Source organism: Terribacillus saccharophilus (assembly GCF_046592895.1).
In the GTDB taxonomy this organism is placed as follows: Bacteria; Bacillota; Bacilli; order Bacillales; family Amphibacillaceae; genus Terribacillus; species Terribacillus saccharophilus_D.
This window is the reverse complement of the sequence record NZ_JAWVPU010000002.1, coordinates 292,494-314,528: the sequence shown is the minus strand read 5'-3', so window position 1 is coordinate 314,528 and position 22,035 is coordinate 292,494. Positions and strand designations below refer to the sequence as shown.

Below are 22,035 nucleotides of genomic sequence, written 5' to 3'. Positions count from 1 at the left end.
AAGCCTAATAAAATTGTCAATTCGAAACGCTTGCCGGTTCTTCGTCCAGAAGGAACTCCTGGAATACATCATTTCCGAATAAAAAACCGTCTTCTGTCATCGCGACATGATCAGCATCTTCTATCAGCCAGCCTTTACTGATCAGCAAATCGAGAGGTTTTCGGTAAACATCGGTAAGTCCGATACCGAATTTTTCACGAAAAGCAGCTTTACTGACGCCGGTTTTCTTGCGAAGTCCAAGGAACAGCTCTTCTTCTATGCGTTCCTTGCGGCCTATTGCTTCCTCGTGCAGTACTGGAATGCCATTTTCATTGGCTTGTTTCAGATAAGCCGGCAATGGGCGGATGTTGATGATCCGGCGGCCTGGTAAATAGCCATGCGCGCCTGCTCCGAGTCCGTAGTAAAAATCATTGTTCCAGTATGCAAGATTATGCTGGCTTTCTTTGCCGGGCAGCGCAAAGTTGCTTACTTCGTATTGCTGCCTGCCGTGTGCTTTCATTTCGTCGCGCAGCAGATTGTACATGTTTGCTTCCAATTCTTCGGGTGCCTTTTTCAATGTACCCTTTTTATAGCGCTGATAAAAGACTGTTTTAGGCTCAATCTGCAGCGAGTAAGAAGAATAATGCGGCAAATCGAATTGCAAGGCTTCTTCCACAGTATGCCCAAATTGCTCCAATGTCTGTCCTGGCAGTGCATAAATCAGGTCGATGCTGATATTATCAAAGCCAGCTTGCTTCAATAAGTCCATGCTTTCATACACATGCTTCACCCGATGGACACGCCCGATTGCCTCGAGCAGCTCATCGTCGAATACTTGTACACCAAGCGAGATACGATCGACACCGTATTCTCGAAGCAGCTTCGCTTTCTCCAAAGTCAAATCCCCAGGATTCGCTTCAAAGGTATATTCCTTGGCTGCATGCACATCAAACGCCTTATCCACGCTTTTCAATACATGTTCGAGCTGCCTCATGTTCAGTGCTGTCGGTGTACCGCCGCCGACGAAGATCGTATTCATTTTCTGCCTGTTCGGGATATAATGCTCTATTTCTTTCCTTAATGCTTCTACATAATCATCTGCGCTATCTTCACGGTAAAAGAATTTCGTGAAGTCGCAGTAGTGACAAAGCTGCTCACAAAAAGGAATATGGATATAAGCGGATTTCACTTCGTTCATCATGCTGCCTCCTTCCGCAATGACAAACCCTTGTCTGATAAGGACAAGGGTTGTCTGTTTTTTTATTCGTCGTCCATCTGCAGGATGGCCATGAACGCTTCTTGTGGAACTTCCACGGAACCGACCATCTTCATCCGTTTCTTACCTTCTTTTTGCTTTTCAAGCAATTTACGCTTACGTGAAATATCCCCGCCATAACACTTGGACAAGACATTTTTACGTATCGCTTTGATAGTGGATCTGGCAACGATTTTATTACCGATTGCCGCCTGAACCGGTACTTCGAATTGCTGACGTGGTATTAGCGCCTTCAATTTCTCAACAATCGTCTTACCGCGATCGAATGCAAAATCACGGTGTACGATGAAGGATAATGCATCGATTGTATCACCATTCAGCAGGATATCCATCTTCTGAAGATCGGATGCTTTATATCCGACCAATTCATAATCGAAGCTTGCATATCCTTTTGTCTGTGATTTCAGCTGATCGAAAAAGTCATAGACGATTTCGGAAAGCGGGATTTCATACACGACGTTCACCCGGACATCATCCAGATACTGCATGTCCTGGAAATCGCCGCGTTTTTTCTGACATAGCTCCATGACTGTACCGACATAATCATTCGGCACCATGATGGATGCTTTTACGTATGGCTCCTGTACTTCGGTACGAGATTGCGCATCCGGTAAAGCAGCAGGATTATCGACACGCACTTCGCTGCCATCTGTCATGACAACATTATAGATTACACTCGGTGCTGTCGTGATCAGGTCGATATTGAACTCACGTTCGATACGTTCCTGGATGATTTCCATGTGCAAAAGACCGAGGAATCCGCAGCGGAAACCGAATCCAAGCGCCTGGGATGTCTCTGCTTCATATTGCAAGGAACTATCATTCAGCTCTAGTCGCTCCAATGCTTCACGCAAGTCATTGTAATTGCTCGCATCAACCGGGAACAATCCGCAATACACCATCGGATTCAAACGTCGGTAGCCAGGCAATGCTTCACTTGCGGGATTATTAGCCAAGGTGATTGTGTCACCCACCCGGGTATCACTGACGTTTTTGATGGAGGCAGTCAAATAACCAACATCACCCACGACAAGCTCATCCTTCTTGACTGGCGCCGGATTGAAGACGCCAACTTCGTTGACCTCAAATTCCTTGCCGGTTGCCATCATGTGGATCTTATCGCCGACCTTCACGGAACCTTCTTTGATACACGTGTAAGCCACGACACCACGATAAGAGTCATACAAAGAGTCAAAGATCAATGCTTTAAGCGGCTCTTCTTGCTTTCCTTGCGGCGGCGGAATCCGATCCACGATTGCCTCAAGGATTTCTTCGATACCGATACCAGCTTTAGCAGAAGCCAAAATGGCGTCACTGGCATCGATGCCGATGACATCCTCGATTTCCTGTTTGACCCGTTCTGGATCAGCACTAGGCAAATCGATTTTATTGATGACCGGGATGATTTCCAAGTCGTTGTCCATCGCCAAATATACATTGGCCAGTGTCTGCGCTTCAATACCTTGTGCTGCATCCACTACGAGGATTGCTCCCTCACAGGCCGCCAAGCTTCGGGATACTTCGTATGTAAAATCGACATGTCCCGGTGTATCTATCAAATGGAAGATATATGTCTCGCCATTTTCCCGTTCATACTCAAGCTGCACGGCGTTAAGTTTGATCGTGATGCCTCGTTCCCGTTCCAGATCCATGGCATCTAAATACTGTGCTTTCATCTCACGCGCAGTAAGAGCTTTCGTTTTCTCCAGAATACGGTCAGCCAATGTCGACTTCCCATGATCGATGTGGGCAATGATCGAGAAATTCCGCACATGCTGCTGATTTCGTCTGTTTTTATCTACCAATCAAAATCACTCCTAAATTGTCCGAAGCTACCACATAAGAAGCAGCCGTAACAATAACTAGCATTGATTATAGCAATTGCGCCTTGTTTATTCAATGTTTTTAAGTGCTAAGTATCATCCGAACAAAGCGCTGGAAAGCTGCTCAATCGCCGTAATGATGATGGAGCAGATACCAGTGAACACACTGCCAATGCCGATTGCCAGCTGCTGGATCACTGAATTACCCGCCCCTTCATCTGAAACAGGAGCCGTTCGTTCCATCACAGGCGCTTCTTCCGTGCTGCCCAAGGCTGCCGAGGCTGTCAGTCGTCCATCCTGCTGTTGGGGGTGGAGTGTCCCTGGCTGAGCAGCCTGCTGGACATCTTCTTTTTCCATCCCCACCAATATTCCGCCAAAAAACAATGTCGCCATCATCAGCACTGCCACAAGATATTTCATCACTCTCATCCTCCTTGGACTTTTTCTGCTTCCCAATAATAATCGGCAAAAAGCTCTGCAAATAATTCTGCTGTGCGCGTCGCTTCATCCAGCGTATTTTCTGCGCCGCCGATTTCCAGCAAAGCTGCTTTGTCGGAAACATCCTGATTGTAAACTCCGTCGACTCCAGCACCTTGCTTCGTGATGACCCCCCGGCTCAAGCCCGGGTAGTTCTCTTCTATCTTTTTGTGCAAATCCGTTGCCACTTTCAGATTTTTTTCGTAATCCTTATTTTCCGCACCGACAACGAATACGACTTTTGCATACATCTCTCCGTCTATTTCCTTGGTGGTGTCTTTTCGCTTCAAGCTGTCACGGTGGATATCAAACACGAAAGAGACATCTTTATGCTGGGAGACAGCCGCTTCCACCACTTCCCGTGAAGCTTCATAAGATTGGTGATATGCCATGCCTCTCTCATTCAAGATGGCACCTATATCTGTCTGGTCCGTGATCGCACCGATACCGAGTTCTTCCAATCTGTTTGCCAGCGCCTCACCAGCATGCGTGACGTTGGCATTTTTGTTATAGGCATTGTCTTTTTGCTGGGCATCAAGTGAAGGTAAATACGATTCTTGATTATGCGTGTAATAGATATAAACCACGTCTTTTCCGTCAGTGGAAGGTGCCGCTTCTTCCTCCTGGCTCTCGTCCGCCGGCGGTGGCTGCTCTTCTTCCTGAGGCTTTTCTTCTTCTTCTGCTTGTTCCGGGGCTTCTTCGATGACATGATCCGGCTGTGCCGATTCAATCGGCAAGTTCGTATAGTTTGTCCCTTCCCCGGCAATGACAATTTGGTTCTCATATAAAGAAAATCCTGGAATCTCAGAGCCAAGCAATGTCCGTGGATCATCCGGTTTGATGGTAGTGAGCATCTGCATGAATATGGAGGAAAGCTTGATTGGTGGAGCTTCTTCGGGTCTGACGCTTCGGAAAAGCTTATTTTCATTACCCAGAATATCCAGATAAACAGTGCTATCCAGCTGTCTTGTCCACTCTGTCAGCGATTGGGAAGACAGCCGGTAAGCAGGCCCTGCAGTGGTCAGTGCCGCAATACCAGTCAATAGGATAAGAACCGCTCCAATGAGAAGGAGTGTCCGTTTATAAATGAAAAGTACGCCTGTGCGCCTTCGATGATAACTTTTCTTCTTTTTCCCCACGAAAGAAGCTCCTCTCTTTTCGAATCTAGTTGAACGTTACTAGAATCTATGAGAGACGAGCTTGAAGTAGAACCCCTGAAAGAAATCAGCGCGTATAATCCGAAAGGTTCGCTGGATTCACTTTTTCGTGCAAAGCGCCATTGATACCTGCAGCAATCACATGTGCCATATCGGCAATGAATCCATCCACTTCCTTTGGTGTCACCATCAGATTGTGTCCGAGGGGTGTCAGCACTTCATGAACCAGCTGGCGCTTTTCTTCTTCCGTCAGGCCGCCAACCATCCCGAAGATAGCTTGGCGCTGCTCCTCGCTTGGCAGATCTTCTTCTGTCAATTCCTTTTTCCCAAAACGCATACCTGCCGGGACGAGTGCTTTTGAGGGCTTATCTCTTTCTTTCCATTCCCTGCCGAAATGCTTGAAAAGATAATCGATCGTATCACTAGCAATGGTCACCGCATCAACAACGGTCGGGACACCGATGCTGAATACTGGTATACCAAGCGTTTCCTTGCTGAGCTCTTTCCGCTTGTTACCGACACCGGATCCCGGATGGATGCCTGTGTCGGATAACTGGATCGTACTGTTGACACGTGTGACTGATCTAGCGGCCAAAGCATCGACTGCTATGACGAAATCGGGCTTCGTTTTTTCGATGATTCCATGGATAAGGGTGCTCGTTTCAATACCTGTCGTTCCCATCACACCCGGTGATACGGCTGAAACCGGCCGATAGCCTTCTTCCACTGATTCAGGCTGCAGATTGAATAAATGATTGGTGACCATGATTTTTTCGATCACTTCGGGTCCAAGCGCATCCGGCGTCACATTCCAATTCCCAAGTCCTACGATCAGCCCCGTCGCAGTTGTCGGTATATCATTTTCCGAAAGCATCTGCTCCAGCTCTTTTGCCAATACGAGTGCTGTCTCTTCTTCTTGTTTGGTATCCTGATTTTTAACTGATTCCGAATGAATCGTAATATAGATGCCAGCTTTTTTGCCGATTTGTTTTGCGCCTTCTTCGTTAACTTGAACGTAATTGACGGTGATTCCTTCTGTTTTTTTCTCAGTTACCGAAATACCTGCGGCCGTTCCTTGCTTTTGTTCACTCGATGCATAAAGATCCTTCGCTTCGATGGCCAAATCCGTCCGAACTTGCAGCTGCTTGATCACATTCATCCCTCCACTTTCCACAAAAGTCAGCATTAGCATAAGCAAATTGACCCTATATCATACAAAATGTGACTGCTTCATTGAAAAGAATTGTTGAAAACATCGCTCTGCTTTGGTACAATGGCTTTTGTTGTAAGATGAAATGTGCCGGAGGTGAATTTAACATGGCAAATATTAAATCAGCGATTAAACGCGTTCGTGTAAATAACGATGCTCGTCTAAGAAACCAAGCTTTGAAAAGCGATTTGCGTACTGCAGTGAAACACGTGGAAACTGCTGTTTCCAACAACGATGCTGCAACTGCTAAAACAGCTCTTCTAACAGCTTCAAGCAAAATTGATAAAGCTGCACAAAGTGGTGTCATCCACCGCAACAAAGCTAACCGTCAGAAGTCTAACTTGACTAAAAAAGTTAACGCTCTTGGCGCATAATAAGCTAATCATAGTATGCTAAGAAGAACGATTCCTCATGAGGAATCGTTTTTTATTACAAAAAAAGCCCGTTGGTCATGTTAAACCATCCGGGCTTTCTTTCGTTTTGTGACGATTTGCTGGAGCAGCAGTTCAAACGCAAGATTCTTCTCCATCCGTCCTTGCTTCAGGTCTGCATCCGTTTCAGCAGCCAAGAAAAGTATCTCCTTTAATTCTTCCTCGGAGAAATGCGCTTCCCGCTTCAAAGCCAACTTGACCACAAAGGGATGGACCTTCGTCACTTCAGCCATTTTCGCTTGATTATAACCCTTATGCTTCAAAAGCTTCACATGTAGGATCGTCCTGAATTGCGAGGCCAATAAAGCTATCAAAGCAATCGGCTCTTCTTTCAGCTTGATAAGATCATGGAAAATGTAAATGGCTTTCGCCAAATCGCCATTCATCAAGCTATCCACAAGCTTCAAGCCGGAACTTGTTTGCTGATGGGATACAAGTGACTCAGCCATTTCCAGGGTCACTCTGCTGCCTTCCCCGGCATACAATGCAAGCTTTTCGATCTCCCCGCGCAGCATGCTGAGATCAGTCCCCGCTTCCTGAATGAGCAAATCAGTCACTGCTTCATCCAGCTCAATCCGGTTTTCCTTGCTCAATGTGACGATCCAATCCGATAAATCCCATTCTTTCACAGGAAGACAAGCAACAGCTTGTCCAGTATTTTTAATCGCTTTGACGATCTTTTTCCGTTCGTCCACTTTCTCATATGGTGCGAGCAAAACAAGTGTTGTCCAAGCAGCTGGATTTTGCGAATACTGTTCCAAGCTTTCCAGACGGTGGTCCACCGCTGATTTTTCCGGTTTTGCTTTCAGGAAGAAAGGATGATAAGCAAGGATCAGCTTATGTTCGCTGAAAAAAGGATACTCCTCTGCATCCGCGATCACTTCCTGGATGGATGTTTCCTCCAAATCATAAACAGACACATTCGTTCCGTCAGAAAGGGCGAATTGTTTCTCGATTTTTTCCTTTATATCCTGCATGAAATAAGACTCCGTGCCATATAGTAAATATATGGGGGAAAAATCCTTTTTCTTGATTGCTTTTAAAGCGTCAGTATATGACATATTCTCACTCCTACGTAATCCTACTGTTTATCGTATCGGCAAACAGCTATTAACGCAAGGTGGAACAGAGGAGAACAATATGCTGTCCCCCTCAAATCTATATGAACGCTCTTGTTAGCCAGCTCCGGAGGCTGCAACACAAGCGGTGTTTTCTTACCTCTAGGTTATCCTGTTAGCATAGAAGTTATTGGTGACAACTCTTGCTAATCGAGGTAAGTACCTGCTGGGAGGTAAGTTCGTTTGCCTCTTTTACAACTACCGTATCTTATGGGAGAAACGGGCTGAATGTGCCTGTCTTTTCCGAGAAGGTATAGACAACCGCCCCATCCGTATCTGTTCTCCAGATACGGATATTTTGTTGTTCCAGCACCTCCAATACCTCCGGAGCTGGATGTCCGTACCGATTGTTCCGGCCAGCCGAAATAAGCGCTGTTTCCGGCTTGATATGCTGCAGAAAAGCAGAATCAGACGATGTATTGCTGCCATGGTGCCCTACTTTCAATACATCTGCGTCCAGGGATGGATAACGTTTGATAAGCTCCTTTTCTTCTTCTTTCCCGATATCCCCGGTAAAGAGCCAGCTCTTTCCGCCAAGCATTGTATACATGACAAGCGAATTCTTGTTAGGATCATTTTTATCCCTCACAGGTGCCAGCAGCTGCACATTCCAGTCCGGAAGCCGAAGCAGCTCTCCTGTTTGCCAAGGAATGATTTCTGTATCATGATTCCATAGCACTGTTTTGGAACGGTCGAAATAAACAGATGTGCGTACCCAACCCACATGGAAATCCTCCGTCAGCTTACCAATGCTTCCGATATGATCATGATCTGCGTGACTGGCAAAAATGCCGTCCACTTTGACAATCCCCCGCTGATGAAGATATGGTTTGATCACTTGTTCGAAATTTTTATCTGTCGGCTTGAAATCCATCCCTACACTGCCTGCTGCATCGATGAGATAAACACCTTTCCGATACGGCAATTCAATGACAAACGCATCGCCTTGGCCGATATCAAGCATCGTCACATACCCGGTGCTGCTCGTATATGGCAGCAGTACTGCAGCCATGGGAACAGCTGTAAGCAAAGCTCCATAACCGATGGCTTTTTTCCGTCTGCCTTTTTCCCAGGCTGAACAGAATAAGATAAGTACAGCAAAATAAAGTAAAGTCAAAGCTATCGGCAGTTTCCCAGTCACCCAAGGAAAGAATGCCACCGAGTCCACCCATCCGATGACTACGATTACAAAATCATTCAAATATCGATATACCTCTCCAAATAGGGCAGCAGCTTGCGGCCATGGAAATAGGAGAACACTGATCAACAATAGCAGCGGAATCGCAATGAAAGTATAAAAAGGAATGGCGAAGAGATTCAACAAGACAGAAAGCGGATTGAGGAAATAAAACTGCGAGACCTGAAGCGGAAGGATGACAAGCTGACTCAGCAAACTGGTTTCCAGCAGCGCACTGATAAAGGATCCCGTATACAGCCGTGCTGACAAAAGCAATGCCAAACTGACAAGAAAAGAAAACTGAAAGCCGATATGAAACAAATAGCTTGGATCGAGGACAAGCAAAAGCAGGAAAACAATACTGATGCTATCGATGATTGGCAGCCTTATCCTAAATCGGGTAAGCATCATGATTAGCATCACCATCAAAGAAGAACGCCATACAGAAGGCTCTCCGCCGGCAAAAACGGGATAAACCGCGAGGAAAACAAATAACACCCAAGTCGTTTTCTCGATTGTAAGCAGCTGGAGTTTGGTCAAGACGAAATAAAGAATCGCTGAAAACAAAGCAATGTGCATGCCGCTTATGGCAAGGATATGTGACAAGCTCCAGCGATTGAATAACTCGATTGTATCTTCATCCATATTACTGTCTTCGCCGGCAATCATCGCCTGCACCCAAGCCGCTGTATCTGGGTCAAGAACCATGTCTGCTCGATCCAAAAAAACAGAGCGTGCTCTATGCAAATGGTTGAATGGAGATCTTCCGGTGCAAGAAACAGCTTCCTTATTTTCCAGCTCCATCTCATAATGGACACCTTGCTGCTTTAAGTGATTCCGATAGTCGAATTCCCCAGGATTCGTAGCAGCATCAGGCTGTTCAAGTTCACCTTCGATTATGCACGATGCACCTTCTGTGACTCCCTGCAGCCTTTCTTGTCCATCTTGCTTGAAATACGTCACTTGGATGGATGCAGAACCGGAAGGATCTTTTGCAAGGAATCGGATAAATTCGTTTGTTTCGGAAAGGCTGGAGATGGAAGAATTGAGCTGGATCTTTTTTTCCTGCGGTAAATCAGGAGGAACCGATTGTCCGAAAATGCTGTTGGTAAAAAACAAAAGTGCAGCGAATAAGGACAAGAGGGATATTTGGAGGGGGAGACGCTTTGTTTGATACAGGAGAAGCAGCCAGATAAGGACTGCTAGCAGCAAATAGATTGAAATGGAATGCGCCAGCAAACCACCAAGGGCTGCCAGCGCAATAATATGCCATCTGCCGATCATACTTGTTCTTTGTACGTTAATTGATAGCGCGATGAAGCTTCAGCAGCGAGCTGCTGACTTTCTTCATCACCAAATTGGGTAAGCTTGTCAACAACTTTTTCCATCAGATCGCGAGTTTCTTGCGGCTGTGTATCCACAACGACTGCATCGAGTGCCACCTGTTCCGTCCTGACGCCCGCTTCTGCAAAAAGTTCAACTGCATACGGATGATTTTTATAGTCATTCGCATAGTACACCGTTTTGATGCCAGCCTGTATCAACGCTTTGCAGCATTGCAGACATGGGAAGTGAGTCACATATATCTCTGCCCCTTCCGTGGGGACCCCGAATTTCGCGCATTGCAACAGGGCATTCATTTCCGCATGCACAGTACGTACACAATGACCATCAATCACATAGCAGCCTTCATCGACACAATGCTTACTGCCCGTAACACTGCCATTGTAACCTCCGGCTATGATGCGCTTGTCACGAACGATCGTTGCACCGACCATCAGCCGCTGACAAGTACTTCGCAAGGCCAATAAGTGGCTTTGCGCCATAAAGTATTGATTCCAAGCTATTCTTTTCATGACACTTCGCCACCTTTCTCATTCTAGAGTAAGTGTACAACCCCCCTATCCATCCGTCAACAACCTTACAAGCCGATTTGTTCCTTCATATTCTCCAAGGATTTCTCCCCGATACCCGGCACTTCCATAAGCTGATCGACCGAAGTGAACGGCCCGCTTTCCTCCCGATATGTGATGATAGCTTGCGCCTTTGCTTCTCCCACCCCATTCAGCTCGGTCAATTCCTGTGCATCAGCTTGGTTGATATTTATTTTATCAGCTGCTTCATTTGCACTTGAGGCTGCAGGGATGGATACTTCCGCTTCTCCGACAGCTGCTACATAAATCACCTGCTCATCCGCAACACGCTGCGCAAGATTGATACTCCGCCCTTCTGCGTTTTCCGTTACACCGCCAGCTGCCTTGATAGCCCCCTCCACCCTGCTGTCAGGAGCAAGTTCATACACGCCGGGATTTCTTACCTCTCCTTTTATATCCACTACCACTTGTTCACTCCCCACGGCTGCTGGCTCGACTTGAGAAGGCGCTGCTTCCTCCAGCAGCGGAGCAGCAGCTCCCTCCGGTGTTTCATGCAGTGGCTGTACTGCTGCATCTTTCTTTGTGTCTTTCATCCACGAAAATAAGAATACACATACCATACCCAGCAGTATGATCAGCCAACTGTATCGCTTCAGCAAGTGCATGATACAACCTCCTTTCATATTTCAAGACACAAAACATACAATGGGTAACAGTGTAAATTGGCTACAGATAGCAAACAAGCAGAGGAGGAGTTTGAAATGACGAAGTGGGGAATAATCGGAGTCGGCAATATGGGCGGTATGTTACTTGAGACATGGATAAATACCGGGGCAATCTCCGCGGACGATATAGTGATCCTGAATCGGTCGACAGAAAAGTCATTAAAGTGGAAAAACACATTTCCGTCCATCAGCGTGGCTAATTCAATCAGTCAAATAGCAGATCAAGCTGATATTTTGTTTATATGCGTCCGTCCGCCGCATATCCAAGGAGTCTGTCACGAGCTCCAGCCTTTATTGAAAACCGACCAGGTTCTCGTCTCGATCACAAGTCCATTTTCGATTGAGGATCTTGAAGCTCTAGTGCCTTGCCAAGTGGCACGGGCGATACCAAGCATCACGAACAGAGCAGCATCGGGCGCTACATTACTGACTTTCGGCACGAGCCTGTCGAACCATAACAAAGCGAAATTGATCGATCTTACCAGCAGCTATTCCAATCCTGTATTCATACAGGAAGATATAACCAGGGTTTCTTCTGATATCGTCTCATGCGGTCCCGCATTTTTTGGTTACTTGGCACAGCGCTTCATCGACGGAGCTGTAAGTGAAACAACGATCTCAAAAGAACAGGCCACACATCTCACATCAGAGATGCTCATCGGGCTCGGCACTTTATTGGCAAACGGACATTATACATTGGAAGAACTGATAAAAAAGGTGTGTGTGAAAGGCGGTATCACCGGGGAAGGCATCAGTGTGCTGGAAAAAGAAATGACGGAGGTTTTTCCTCAGGTGTTTCAAGCGACGCATCGGAAGTATTATGACGAGAAGGAAGTAATCAAAAAGGAGCTGTACAAATAAGTATTCGACACACTTCTTGCTTTTCCTGCATAAAAAAAACCAGGCAGCATTTTATGCGTCCTGGTTTTTCAAACATGCAAAAAATAATCGATCTGAATCTTCCAACTGGACTGTTTCACTCGCGTCAAAATCACCGTAAACGCCGCAAACTTGGAAACCTGCTTCTTCCAGCCAAGAGTGATACGTATCGATGGAATATGTACGCTGATGGTGATATTCATCAAAGCGATCGTATTTTTCAGTATTCGACTCTTTTGTGAAGAAAGTCAAGTCATGAAAAACCTCACCCTGTTCTTTCCCTGCTTCACAGAACCAAGTATAAGAAAGATCGTCGTGGATTTCTGCAAAGACCTGCCCCGCTAGATCCTCTTCGATATGCTTAATGCTATGTACATCAAAAATGAAAATACCGCCCGGGTTCAGCATGTCGAAAATCTTCAAGAAAGCTTGCTTCACATCTGCTGGTGACGTAATATAGTTAATCACATCAAACATACTGATAGCAGCATCCGCTTTTACCGTGTCCAACTCCCGCAAGTCCTGCTGTATCCAGCGGACTTGCTGATTTGTATCACGGGAAGCGGCATAGGCAAGCATGTTCTCGGATTGATCGATTCCTGTCATACGGTAGCCTGCATTTGCTAACTGTCTTGTGACAAAACCAGTCCCACACCCTAAATCGGCAATATCCTTGATTTCGATTTGGGTATATTTCTGGAATATTTGCTGCATGAACTGCTGCCAAGGCTCATAAGGAGCATCCTGCATCAGTCGCTCATATACGGCAGCAAGCCGTTCGTATGCCGCCATCAGCTCTCTTGGGAGAATACCGGTTCGACTTGCGGTGCATCTCCCCACAGGCGTTCCAAATTATAGTATCTGCGTTCATCGATGTGGAATACATGACAGACGACGTCCCCAAGGTCCACAAGCACCCATCTCGACTGATCCATCCCTTCCATACGCTTCACTTCTGCTCCAGCTTCCTCTGCTTTCTCTTTGATCCGTCTCGCTATTGCCTGCACTTGGCGTTCACTTGTCCCATGACAAATCATGAAGTAATCCGCAATCAGGGAGACCTCCTGCATTTCCAATAAAACGACATCTTCCCCTCTGACCGCGTCTGCAGCATTTGCTGCCAATTGTGCTAATTCAATACTCTCCATCACCTGTTACCTCCAGTAAAATGTAATAAATCATTATAAGCATGGAACGTGTCCGGATATACTTTCCGATTCAACGAAACGAGCATTTCAATCGTGTTTCGGGAAGCCATCCAGCATGCCTTATCCAAATCTTTCTCACTGACTTTACGGACTTCATCAACACCGGGAAAAGCACGGCCTGGTTCAATATAATCCGCAAGGAAGACTACTTTATCCAATATGGTCATCCCCACACAACCAGTAGTGTGCACCGAGATGCTATGCAGTACTTCCGGATCACTGATACCAACTTCGCGTTTCACCATCAGTGCGCCGACAGGTCCATGCCATAATTCATGATGATAATCCAGCAAGTCCTTCGGTAAGCGTTCCGAGATGATCCAGCGCTTCATTTCCTCAAGCGGGCGATATTTTGCATAGTCATGAAAAATAGCCGCAAGTTCTGCTTTTTTCTCATCTGCACCATACTGTTTTGCCAGTCTGATACTTGTATCCATGACACGTATAGTATGTTCATAACGTGGTTTCTTTAATTGTTTCTCGACGATCGCCAATGCTTTATCTCTCTGCATACAGCTTTTGCTCCTTTATGATATCGGACACTTCATCTTTCAAAAGATAATGTACAGGTGCTCCTTGTTCGACACGTTCGCGGATCATGCTCGAGGATATCTCCAGCTCCGGGATATCGACATATGTGACCGGATAAGTGGTCTTCAATTCATATCCCGGCCGGCCGACTCCTGCAAATGTCACTATGTCGACTAATTCATCGATACGATACCAGGTATGCAGACTTTCTACCAAATCGGCACCTATGATGAAGTGGAATGCAGTCCCAGGATGCATTTCCTGCAACAGTGTTATTGTATCAAATGTGTAGGCTTTGCCTAAACGATCCACCTCGATCGGTTCCATGCGAAAGTGCTTGTTATCCGCAATGGCAGCCTGCACCATCTCCAGACGTATACCAGCATCCGTCCGGGACTTTGCTTTATGCGGAGCTTCATAGGCAGGGATGAACCAAACTTCATCCAATCCCAATCTGTACTGGACTTCCTGCGCTATGAATAAATGTCCGAGATGCGGCGGATCGAATGTCCCTCCCAATAGCCCGACTTTTTTCATGACGTACTCCTTTATGGCAGCTTGATCTGTTTATGTTCCTCGGATTCCCTATACAGGATGATCGTGCTTCCGATGATTTGCACAATATCTGCGCCGATGCCCTCTTCGATTGCAGCAGCTACATCTTCTTTATCTTCGATGCAGTTCTGAAGCAGGCTCACTTTGATCAATTCCCGTTTCTCCAATGCTTCGCCAATCTGAACGAGCATATTATCATTCACACCGATTTTTCCAACTTGGAAAATCGGTTTCAAATTATGTGCCTGTGCACGTAGATATCTTTTTTGTTTACCTGTTAACATATTATGCCTCCGTTAATCTTTGTTCCAGACGATGCAGCAAGTCACCGATCGTGACTTGTTTACCTGACCAGATTTCAAATGCGTATTGTGCTTGGTATAAAAGCATGCTGTGACCATGATGGATGCTTGCTTTCTGCTGATTTGCCGATTGAAGCAGTTTTGTTTCAATCGGTTTGTAAACAATGTCACTCACCACCGCTCCTGATTTAAGACCGGTCATCGAGATGATCTGCTCATCCGAGTTCGGACTCATGCCGACACTGGATGTATGAATGATAACATCATAAGTGGAAAGCTGCTGCTCTGCTTCTCGATAGGAAAGGATTTCTGTGACAGTTTCCGGCTCTTGTAACTGCAGCAGCTGTTCTGCTTTCGAAATGGTCCGGTTGGCGATATCGACATAACGAAAACCCTGTGCAACCAGTGCACGGTATATGCCGCGAGCCGCTCCCCCAGCGCCGAGCATAAGGATATGCAATGAATCCTTGGCAGGAATCACTTGTTCCATTGCACGTACATATCCCGATCCGTCGGTATTATACCCGATCCATTTGCCGTTCTTACGCACAGCTGTATTCACTGCTCCGATTTTCTCGGCATCCGGATCGAGTTCATCCAAAAATGGGATGATGCGCTGTTTATAAGGAACTGTAATATTGAAGCCATCTATCCCGCTTTGCATCAAAGCTTTTATTTTTGTATCAAAAGCTTCTGGTTCGATCGGATATAAGTTATATTCTCCCTCGATACCAGCTTGCTCCATGAATTGAGAATGAATCCATGGTGATAAAGATTGCTCCACCGGATGGCCGATCAGGCCTAACTTCAATATGCTCATCTTCTCGCTCCCCTTTAGATTAATGATCTGCGGACTGTTGCCGGTACGCCTTCAGGTGTATGGACTGTAACAGAAGCAGGTTCGCCCGTCAGCGTTATCCATCCCAATCCCGGTATGACGATATCCGTTTTTTGATCTTTTATTCTGAATGTTGATTTCTTGAATGGCGGAAAGTGCTCCAGCTGCTCCTTGTGCGGAGGTGTCAGCATCTCCCCTTTTTGCCGCTCATAAAGTGCATCAGCGTTTTCAAGCTTGGTACGATGGATATCGAGTGCATTGGAGAAATAACAGACGAATGGCTGACGCTCCCCTTTTTCGAAATCGATTCGTGCCAAACCTCCGATGAATAATGTCTGCTTATCATTCAACTGGAAGATACGCGCTTTTATCTCTTTATTCGGTGTGATGGTTTTCAAGTCTTTCTCCGTCACATAATGCGCAATCTGCTGGCGGTTGACAATTCCCGGTGTATCATAAAGGGAGCTTGTATCATCCAGCGGAATATCAATGAATCCAAGCGTCGTACCAGGATAATAGGACGTGGTGATAGCATCATTTATACCTGTGGAATGCTTGATCAGTGCATTGATGAAGGTGGATTTACCGACATTCGTGCTGCCAACGACATATACATCCTGTCCATCCCGCAAGTCCTGAATGCTATCTTCCAGCTCCGGCATCCCGATACCACGTTTAGCCGAAATCAAGTGTACATCCTCAACTTGGATGCCATATTGTTTCGCCGCTCCGCGCAGCCACTGTTTGACACGCTCGTGATTCGTCGATTTAGGCAGCAAGTCCACTTTGTTCCCGACAAGTATGATCGGTTTATCACCGACAAGTCGCTTGATGCTGGAAATGAAACTTCCATTGAAATCGAATATATCCACCAGCTTGATGACAAGACCTTCTTTGTTATTGATTTCACTGATCAACGTAAAGAAGTCATCGTCCGTCACTGCAACATCCTGGACCTCATTGTAATGCTTGAGCCGGAAGCAGCGCTTACAGATGACCTCATCATTTTTCCCTAATGCTGATGCTGGGATAAAACCTGGCAAAGATGCGTCTTCTGATTGGATAGGCGCGCCGCATCCTTGGCAAATCAATTCTTCCACATTCATTCCTCCCATGTAATCTTCCCTTTTCTTCTGAAATAGTTAAGTATCCGTCTTTCGATCATCCGGTTGATCCTGGTTATTTTACCATCCGTTTTCACAATAGGTACGACAACAATCGTATAGAAACCAGCCAGATTCCCCCCTAAAACATCCGTAAGGAGCTGATCGCCGATCATGACGATTTCATCCTTCTTAAGGTTCATCTGCTTCACAGCTTGCTTAAAGGCTCGTCCAAGCGGCTTTCTGGCACTATAGACAAAGGGGATCTCCAGCGGTTCTGAGAAGACTTTCACTCGCTGCTCGTTATTATTGGATATAATCGTGATTTTAATATCATGAGCACGCATTTCCTTGAACCATTCGGTAACTTCCGGTGTAGCATCCACAACATCCCACGCGACCAAGGTATTGTCCAGATCCGTAATGATACCTTTGATTCCCTGTGCTTTTAATTTTTCTGGTTTTATATCAAAAATGCTCTTTACATGCTCGTTTGGCAAGAACTTCTTTAGCATTATGGATTTCCTCCGATCTCGTGCACTTCAACAGTTACTTACCCATCATAAGGCATTTTCACGATGGTTTCAAAAAAATCTTTCCTTGTTCTGCTTTTTTTCGACCTTTCTGTATGCCAAAGCTATGCAAACAGAAGCAAAACCGTTCGACAAATCTCTACACGCTTCATTATTGTGGATAACTATGTCCACATTATCAACAGCAATAAAGAACATTTTTATAAAGATATAAACATGTTATCTACAGGTTATAAACAGTTTTCTGTAGATAACTACCGTCTTGTCCCTCTATTTTTTTCGTGATACATTATTAATAACTTAATCAACTCCCCAACCCACTTACAGAGATCTGCAAACTGGTAAGTCATCTCCAATCAGGAGGAATGCAAGATGAAACATCTATCGGATGAATTGCTGATCGAATCATACCACAAGGCGAACGAACTCCACTTGAGCCAAGAGTTTATTCATCTAATCGAAAAAGAAATCCAATCACGGGGCTTATCACATAAGATCCGTTACACCAGCTGAACATCGTCTCCCTAAAGCCTTGCCGGGTCGGCAAGGTTTTTTTCTTCACCAAAAAGGCTTAAAGTGTACTAGTATTGGGTATAAGAATATTTGGGATACCATCTTTCTTTTGAAGGGACATCATCCCGCTTAACAGAGGAGGACTGCCATCACATGATTTTTGTCATACTACTGCCATTCTTGATTGCTCTATTCATTCCTTTCCTTGCTGGATTCAAGCAAATCATACATACCGGGTATGCAGCACTTTTTGCATCACTCACTATCTTCATTTATTTCCTGACACTTCTCATCAGTGGAGAAACCGACAACCTTTACCATTACACTTGGATACCGTCGCTTGACCTGAATCTGACTTTTTATACGGATGGACTGGCCATATTCTTCGCGTTATTGATCAGCGGAATCGGTGTTCTCGTTGCATTCTATTCCATATTTTATATGGAACGTCATGAGAGTCTTGGTTCTTTCTATGTGTATCTGCTGTTGTTCATGGGAGCCATGCTCGGTATTGTCACTTCGGATAATATCTACGCACTTTATACCTTCTGGGAACTCACATCCGTATCGTCCTTTTTATTGATCAGTTATTGGTTCACCAGGAAGTCCTCCACAGATGGAGCATTGAAATCCATGCTGATCACATTTCTTGGGGGATTTTCCTTGCTCGGCGGATTGGCACTTCTCCATATGGTGACAGGAACAGCAAGCATCCGTGAAATTTTGGCAAAGGGAGACATAATCCTGAGCAATGATTGGTTTCCGCTGATACTTATACTGCTGCTTCTGGCTGCTTGTACAAAATCGGCTCAATTCCCATTCCATATTTGGCTGCCAGATGCGATGGAAGCTCCTACACCGGTAAGTGCCTACTTGCACTCAGCCACCATGGTGAAAGCGGGACTCTTCCTGCTCCTCCGTTTCACTCCTGTTTTCAAGGAAAGCGAAGCGTTTTTCATCGCTGTCACCCTAATCGGCCTTGTCACCTTATTCTGGGGCTCTTATATGGCTGTCAGACAGACTGATCTCAAAGGGATACTCGCCTTTTCCACCATCAGCCAGCTTGGTATGATCATGGCGATGATCGGATACGGAACCGAAGCTGCCCTTTTCGCTGCCATGTTCCATATCCTCAATCATGCCGTATTCAAAGGCAGCTTGTTCATGGCTGTGGGCATAATCGACCATGAAACTGGTACAAGGGATATCCAAAGACTCGGCGGACTTTGGAAACTAATGCCGGTTACCGGGATAATCAGTGTTTTAGCATCTTTCTCCATGGCTGGCGTGCCGCTTCCGATTCTCAATGGCTTTTACAGTAAAGAAGAATTCTTCAAAAGCTCCTGGGACTTGAGCGCGGATCGCGTATTGAATTCAGACTTTTCAGCAGTGTTGGCCGCGGTTGTACCATATGCTGCTGTTGCAGGCAGCATCTTTACATTTGTGTACAGCATGTACTTTTATTTTCAAACGTTTACCGGAAAAGCAGAAAAACAGACTGCAGAAAAAACACACGATCCCAGATTCGGGATGCTGGCAGCGCCTGTCCTGCTTGTTTCCGGCGTCCTGTTGATCAGTATCTTCCCGAACTGGTTCAGCCGGCACTTGCTTCAGCCGGCAGCAAATGCGGTCTATGGTGAGCCCGTGAAGGCACATAGCATCCATTTCTGGCATGGTATCGTACCTGCGTTCATCATGTCTCTGATCGTAGTCGCCGCAGGTATTTTGTTCTATCTTACAAGGAACTACTGGAAGGGGTTATACAGACTGCTCCCTGGAAAACTCTCCGGGAATACTGTATATGCTTCGCTTCTATCTGCCAGCGAAAATCAGACAAAAAGAGTCAACGACAGACTTGTCAACGGCTCACTTCGTCAATACAACAGCATCATTTTGACTTCTGTTTCTGTGTTGACACTCGCGATGTTATTCGCCACCAACTCTCTTGACTTATCAGCCATAGACGCCTCACCTGTTTCATTGCCGCAAAGCCTGCCCGAACTTGCCGTAGCCTTCATCATGATAGCTGCAGCATTCGGGAGCACCGTGTCAAAGAGAAAGCTGACAGCAGTCATCATTTTGGGTGTCGTCGGCTATGGGCTATCGCTGTTGTTCGTTCTATTCCGCGCACCGGATCTTGCTTTGACGCAACTCAGCATTGAGACGATCACAGTCGTCTTGTTCCTATCTTGCTTCCGGCATTTGCCCGAATTGAAACAAGATAAGAAAGCAAAACTGTCCAAAAAAATAACCAATATCATCATCGCATCGCTTTGTGGTCTCATGATGATGCTGGTAGGCTTGGCTGCTTACAGTCAAAGACTGTTTCCGACCATTTCAGGCTATTTCGTCGACAATTCCTATAAACTTGGGGGCGGCGATAATATCGTCAACGTCATACTGGTCGACTTCCGGGGACTGGATACTTTATTCGAAATAACCGTATTGGCAATCGCTGCTCTGGGAATCTATTCCCTCATCAAGCTGCGACATAAAGGAGGCGACCGCTGATGGAAATCATCATGATCATTGTTGCCAGCATCCTTTTCGGATTTGCTGTATACAACATTCTTCAAAAGCAGCTGCTCCGGATCATCATCGGAACGACCCTGCTGTCCCACGCAGCGCATTTATTCATTTTGACGATGGGTAAATTAAAACGCGGTGCTGCACCTGTTCTGACTGAAGGAACGGAAAACTATACGGATCCGCTCCCCCAAGCGCTCATCCTTACATCGATCGTCATCAGCTTCGGTGTGACGAGCTTGCTGCTTGTACTTGCTTATCGGGCTGTCAAATTGAACGGAACCGATAATATGGAAGAATTAAGAGGTATCGAACATGACTAATCTAGCTATTTTACCGATATTGATTCCATTGATTGCCGGTTTATTGCTGGCATTCTTCCACAACCGCACCCGACTCACACGCTCGTTGGCCTTGTTATTTGCAGTCATTCATGTCGGGGTGATGCTGCTGCTTCTCATCCATGTATTAACCAGCGGCAGCGTTGTACTTGAAGCAGGGAATTTTGCGGCGCCATTTGGGATCGTCCTTGTGCTCGATCCTTTAAGTGCACTCTTGGTACTGACGACTTCCATCATCCTGATAGCTGTCGTTTGGTACGCTCCTGCTTCGGTATCCGAGGAACAGGAAAGTTATTATTTCTACACGTTTGTATTCCTATTGGTGACAGGGGTGTCCGGTGCCTTTGTGACAGGAGACCTGTTCAACTTATTCGTTTTCTTTGAAGTATTGCTCATGGCGTCGTATGCACTTATCACGCATGGTGGAAAAAAAGGACAGCTTCGCGAATCGATCAAGTATGTCTTGATCAATCTTTTTTCATCGATGCTGTTTGTAATAGCTGTCTCTTATCTTTATTCTGTATTGGGTACGGTCAACATGGCACAGCTGGCTGAAAGGGCCGCTGCTGCTGATGAGCCTGGAATCATCACGACGGTCGGCATTTTGTTTTTCTTTGTCTTTGCTACCAAAGGAGCGGCTTTTCCGCTGTACTACTGGCTTCCTCGCTCTTACATCGTACCTAATTCGGTTGTATCGGCCCTATTTGGTGCACTTTTGACCAAAGTCGGTATTTATTCCCTGATCCGCACGTTCACACTCATCTTCCACCAGCAGCCGGATATCATGGATCAGCTGTTCATTTGGATCGGTAATTTGACAATGCTGTTGGGTGTGATTGGAGCATTGGCATCTCGAAACATCAAATTGATCGTGGCATATAACATCATCCCTGCCATTGGATTCATGTTTGTCGGAATAGGCATGTTCAATGAATCCGGGCTAAGCGGAACGACATATTATCTGCTTCAGGATATGATCGTCAAAGCAGCATTGTTCTTGCTCGCTGGCAGTATTACCGCACTTGCGGGTACGTCGGATATCAAGAGCATGGGCGGAATGATTCGTTCCCACCCTATATTGGGATGGATGTTCTTCCTTGCCGGTCTTGTCCTTGCCGGTGTCCCGCCATTCAGTGGATTCATTGGCAAGCTCCTTCTTGTCAGGGGTGCTTTTGAAAAAGGGGAAACTGTTACAGTGATCATCATGCTGCTGACAAGTTTGCTGATTCTGCTATCCATCGTGAGAGCTTTCATCCACATATTTTGGGGAGAAGGCGAAACCGGTACTGTACAGAAAACTCACACCCTGCGACATCTTATGCCAGCAGGATTATTGATGCTGCTGACAGTCTTTCTGGGTGTCGGTGCAGAAGCTGTCCTTCCTGTTGTACAGCAAATAGCGGAATATCTCCTGAGTCCCGAGGATTATATCGAGCTCGTATTGAAGGAGGGACGTTAG

General features: G+C 46.0%; 23 protein-coding genes. 6 read left to right on the top strand and 17 right to left on the bottom strand.

The genetic code is table 11. The features are described from left to right. Positions 1-16: 16 nt before the first annotated feature. The 5 genes from hemW to gpr form a co-directional block, all read right to left on the bottom strand. Positions 17-1,177, bottom strand: a complete 1,161-nt coding sequence (gene hemW / locus SFC66_RS07330; RefSeq protein WP_411218708.1) for a radical SAM family heme chaperone HemW — start codon at positions 1,175-1,177, stop codon at positions 17-19. 62 nt (positions 1,178-1,239) lie between these two features. Further along, positions 1,240-3,060: a translation elongation factor 4 gene (gene lepA, locus SFC66_RS07325; RefSeq protein WP_411218059.1), complete on the bottom strand. Its 1,821-nt coding sequence runs from the start codon at positions 3,058-3,060 to the stop codon at positions 1,240-1,242. Between the two features lie 114 nt (positions 3,061-3,174). After that, on the bottom strand, positions 3,175-3,501 hold the full coding sequence (locus SFC66_RS07320; protein ID WP_411218058.1) for a hypothetical protein: 327 nt from the start codon (positions 3,499-3,501) through the stop codon (positions 3,175-3,177). 2 nt (positions 3,502-3,503) lie between these two features. Continuing rightward, on the bottom strand, positions 3,504-4,694 hold the full coding sequence (gene spoIIP, locus SFC66_RS07315; protein ID WP_411218057.1) for a stage II sporulation protein P: 1,191 nt from the start codon (positions 4,692-4,694) through the stop codon (positions 3,504-3,506). 85 nt (positions 4,695-4,779) lie between these two features. Then, the gene (gene gpr, locus SFC66_RS07310; protein ID WP_411218056.1) at positions 4,780-5,865 is read right to left on the bottom strand and encodes a GPR endopeptidase; all 1,086 of its coding nucleotides are present in this window, start codon (positions 5,863-5,865) and stop codon (positions 4,780-4,782) included. A 164-nt stretch (positions 5,866-6,029) separates the two neighbouring features. Here gpr and rpsT point away from each other — a divergent pair, with 164 nt between their 5' ends. Continuing rightward, positions 6,030-6,296 carry a 30S ribosomal protein S20 gene (gene rpsT, locus SFC66_RS07305; RefSeq protein WP_095222467.1) on the top strand — a complete coding sequence of 89 codons (267 nt, stop codon included), beginning with the start codon at positions 6,030-6,032 and terminating at the stop codon, positions 6,294-6,296. 80 nt (positions 6,297-6,376) lie between these two features. Here the strand turns inward: rpsT and holA are convergent, their stop codons facing one another. The 4 genes from holA to SFC66_RS07285 all read right to left on the bottom strand — a co-directional run bounded on the left by holA (position 6,377) and on the right by SFC66_RS07285 (position 11,187). Then, positions 6,377-7,414, bottom strand: coding sequence for a DNA polymerase III subunit delta (gene holA / locus SFC66_RS07300; protein WP_411218055.1), 1,038 nt, complete (start codon positions 7,412-7,414; stop codon positions 6,377-6,379). A 265-nt stretch (positions 7,415-7,679) separates the two neighbouring features. Then, complete coding sequence (locus SFC66_RS07295) at positions 7,680-9,932, bottom strand: DNA internalization-related competence protein ComEC/Rec2 (protein ID WP_411218054.1); 2,253 nt, start codon at positions 9,930-9,932, stop codon at positions 7,680-7,682. Further along, complete coding sequence (locus SFC66_RS07290) at positions 9,929-10,504, bottom strand: ComE operon protein 2 (protein ID WP_411218053.1); 576 nt, start codon at positions 10,502-10,504, stop codon at positions 9,929-9,931. Before SFC66_RS07290 ends, SFC66_RS07295 begins: the two co-directional genes overlap by 4 nt. A 65-nt stretch (positions 10,505-10,569) precedes the next feature. Then, positions 10,570-11,187 (bottom strand): helix-hairpin-helix domain-containing protein, encoded by a 618-nt coding sequence (locus SFC66_RS07285; protein WP_411218052.1) that lies wholly within the window; start codon positions 11,185-11,187, stop codon positions 10,570-10,572. 57 nt (positions 11,188-11,244) lie between these two features. Here SFC66_RS07285 and comER point away from each other — a divergent pair, with 57 nt between their 5' ends. Next, complete coding sequence (gene comER, locus SFC66_RS07280; RefSeq protein WP_411218051.1) at positions 11,245-12,108, top strand: late competence protein ComER; 864 nt, start codon at positions 11,245-11,247, stop codon at positions 12,106-12,108. Between the two features lie 51 nt (positions 12,109-12,159). Here comER and SFC66_RS07275 read toward each other — a convergent pair whose 3' ends face one another. The 8 genes from SFC66_RS07275 to SFC66_RS07240 are packed head-to-tail and all read right to left on the bottom strand — an operon-like array spanning position 12,160 to position 17,178. After that, positions 12,160-12,918 carry a class I SAM-dependent DNA methyltransferase gene (locus tag SFC66_RS07275; RefSeq protein ID WP_411218050.1) on the bottom strand — a complete coding sequence of 253 codons (759 nt, stop codon included), beginning with the start codon at positions 12,916-12,918 and terminating at the stop codon, positions 12,160-12,162. Continuing rightward, a complete protein-coding gene (rsfS, locus tag SFC66_RS07270; protein ID WP_411218049.1) occupies positions 12,918-13,274 on the bottom strand; it encodes a ribosome silencing factor in 357 nt (118 codons plus the stop codon). The genes SFC66_RS07275 and rsfS overlap by 1 nt, the downstream gene beginning before the upstream one ends. Beyond that, entirely contained in the window at positions 13,274-13,846 is a 573-nt protein-coding gene (yqeK, locus tag SFC66_RS07265; RefSeq protein WP_411218048.1) for a bis(5'-nucleosyl)-tetraphosphatase (symmetrical) YqeK, read from the bottom strand. Before yqeK ends, rsfS begins: the two co-directional genes overlap by 1 nt. Beyond that, complete coding sequence (locus tag SFC66_RS07260; protein ID WP_411218047.1) at positions 13,833-14,402, bottom strand: nicotinate-nucleotide adenylyltransferase; 570 nt, start codon at positions 14,400-14,402, stop codon at positions 13,833-13,835. The genes yqeK and SFC66_RS07260 overlap by 14 nt, the downstream gene beginning before the upstream one ends. 11 nt (positions 14,403-14,413) lie before the next feature. After that, positions 14,414-14,704 (bottom strand): ribosome assembly RNA-binding protein YhbY, encoded by a 291-nt coding sequence (gene yhbY / locus SFC66_RS07255; RefSeq protein WP_411218046.1) that lies wholly within the window; start codon positions 14,702-14,704, stop codon positions 14,414-14,416. A gap of 1 nt (position 14,705) precedes the next feature. Beyond that, positions 14,706-15,542 (bottom strand): shikimate dehydrogenase, encoded by an 837-nt coding sequence (aroE, locus tag SFC66_RS07250; RefSeq protein WP_411218045.1) that lies wholly within the window; start codon positions 15,540-15,542, stop codon positions 14,706-14,708. Positions 15,543-15,556: 14 nt separating this feature from the next. Beyond that, positions 15,557-16,660, bottom strand: coding sequence for a ribosome biogenesis GTPase YqeH (yqeH, locus tag SFC66_RS07245; RefSeq protein WP_411218044.1), 1,104 nt, complete (start codon positions 16,658-16,660; stop codon positions 15,557-15,559). Positions 16,661-16,662: 2 nt separating this feature from the next. Further along, positions 16,663-17,178: a YqeG family HAD IIIA-type phosphatase gene (locus SFC66_RS07240; RefSeq protein ID WP_411218043.1), complete on the bottom strand. Its 516-nt coding sequence runs from the start codon at positions 17,176-17,178 to the stop codon at positions 16,663-16,665. Between the two features lie 390 nt (positions 17,179-17,568). Between SFC66_RS07240 and sda the strand changes: the two genes are divergently transcribed. From sda to SFC66_RS07220, 4 genes are all read left to right on the top strand, one after another. After that, entirely contained in the window at positions 17,569-17,709 is a 141-nt protein-coding gene (gene sda / locus SFC66_RS07235) for a sporulation histidine kinase inhibitor Sda (protein WP_411218042.1), read from the top strand. A gap of 153 nt (positions 17,710-17,862) precedes the next feature. Then, entirely contained in the window at positions 17,863-20,220 is a 2,358-nt protein-coding gene (gene mbhE, locus SFC66_RS07230; RefSeq protein WP_411218041.1) for a hydrogen gas-evolving membrane-bound hydrogenase subunit E, read from the top strand. Continuing rightward, positions 20,220-20,558 (top strand): Na(+)/H(+) antiporter subunit C, encoded by a 339-nt coding sequence (locus SFC66_RS07225; RefSeq protein WP_411218040.1) that lies wholly within the window; start codon positions 20,220-20,222, stop codon positions 20,556-20,558. The genes mbhE and SFC66_RS07225 overlap by 1 nt, the downstream gene beginning before the upstream one ends. After that, positions 20,551-22,035, top strand: coding sequence for a Na+/H+ antiporter subunit D (locus tag SFC66_RS07220; protein WP_411218039.1), 1,485 nt, complete (start codon positions 20,551-20,553; stop codon positions 22,033-22,035). The genes SFC66_RS07225 and SFC66_RS07220 overlap by 8 nt, the downstream gene beginning before the upstream one ends.

Coding starts and splice junctions, on each gene's coding strand:
- hemW (WP_411218708.1), bottom strand. CDS start 1,177: ATGAACGAAGTGAAATCCGCTTATATCCATATTCCTTTTTGTGAGCAG.
- rpsT (WP_095222467.1), top strand. CDS start 6,030: ATGGCAAATATTAAATCAGCGATTAAACGCGTTCGTGTAAATAACGAT.
- holA (WP_411218055.1), bottom strand. CDS start 7,414: ATGTCATATACTGACGCTTTAAAAGCAATCAAGAAAAAGGATTTTTCC.
- SFC66_RS07295 (WP_411218054.1), bottom strand. CDS start 9,932: ATGATCGGCAGATGGCATATTATTGCGCTGGCAGCCCTTGGTGGTTTG.
- SFC66_RS07290 (WP_411218053.1), bottom strand. CDS start 10,504: ATGAAAAGAATAGCTTGGAATCAATACTTTATGGCGCAAAGCCACTTA.
- SFC66_RS07285 (WP_411218052.1), bottom strand. CDS start 11,187: ATGCACTTGCTGAAGCGATACAGTTGGCTGATCATACTGCTGGGTATG.
- SFC66_RS07275 (WP_411218050.1), bottom strand. CDS start 12,918: ATGGCGGCATACGAACGGCTTGCTGCCGTATATGAGCGACTGATGCAG.
- rsfS (WP_411218049.1), bottom strand. CDS start 13,274: ATGGAGAGTATTGAATTAGCACAATTGGCAGCAAATGCTGCAGACGCG.
- yqeK (WP_411218048.1), bottom strand. CDS start 13,846: ATGCAGAGAGATAAAGCATTGGCGATCGTCGAGAAACAATTAAAGAAA.
- SFC66_RS07260 (WP_411218047.1), bottom strand. CDS start 14,402: ATGAAAAAAGTCGGGCTATTGGGAGGGACATTCGATCCGCCGCATCTC.
- yhbY (WP_411218046.1), bottom strand. CDS start 14,704: ATGTTAACAGGTAAACAAAAAAGATATCTACGTGCACAGGCACATAAT.
- aroE (WP_411218045.1), bottom strand. CDS start 15,542: ATGAGCATATTGAAGTTAGGCCTGATCGGCCATCCGGTGGAGCAATCT.
- SFC66_RS07240 (WP_411218043.1), bottom strand. CDS start 17,178: ATGCTAAAGAAGTTCTTGCCAAACGAGCATGTAAAGAGCATTTTTGAT.
- sda (WP_411218042.1), top strand. CDS start 17,569: ATGAAACATCTATCGGATGAATTGCTGATCGAATCATACCACAAGGCG.
- mbhE (WP_411218041.1), top strand. CDS start 17,863: ATGATTTTTGTCATACTACTGCCATTCTTGATTGCTCTATTCATTCCT.
- SFC66_RS07225 (WP_411218040.1), top strand. CDS start 20,220: ATGGAAATCATCATGATCATTGTTGCCAGCATCCTTTTCGGATTTGCT.
- SFC66_RS07220 (WP_411218039.1), top strand. CDS start 20,551: ATGACTAATCTAGCTATTTTACCGATATTGATTCCATTGATTGCCGGT.